1 protein-coding gene is annotated in these 231 nt (G+C 70.1%); it reads right to left on the bottom strand.

Translation table 11 applies throughout. From position 1 onward, the window contains the following. On the bottom strand, nt 1-231 hold a 231-nt coding region (locus SB816_RS35405), incomplete at both ends, for an SDR family NAD(P)-dependent oxidoreductase (RefSeq protein ID WP_410548672.1).

Raw genomic sequence — 231 nt, 5'->3', positions numbered from 1 at the left:
GACGTGCCCGAATTCGGCCAGCACGCGTGCCGCGCACTGCTGGCACGAATCGTAGTCGGCGATGTCGACCTCGAACGCATGGAACGTGCGGCCCGCTTCGCGTTCGTGCGTGAGCCACGTCGCGACGTGGTCGTTGCCTTCCGTGTGCGACACCGCCACCGTCATCCCGGCCTCGTGCAGGCGACGGCTGATCGCGGCGCCGAGGCCGCCCATGCCGCCGGTGACGAACGC

The organism is Achromobacter sp. SIMBA_011 (assembly GCF_046535435.1).
Classification (GTDB): domain Bacteria; phylum Pseudomonadota; class Gammaproteobacteria; order Burkholderiales; family Burkholderiaceae_B; genus Achromobacter; species Achromobacter dolens.
This window is presented reverse-complemented; position numbering and strand designations above follow the sequence as displayed.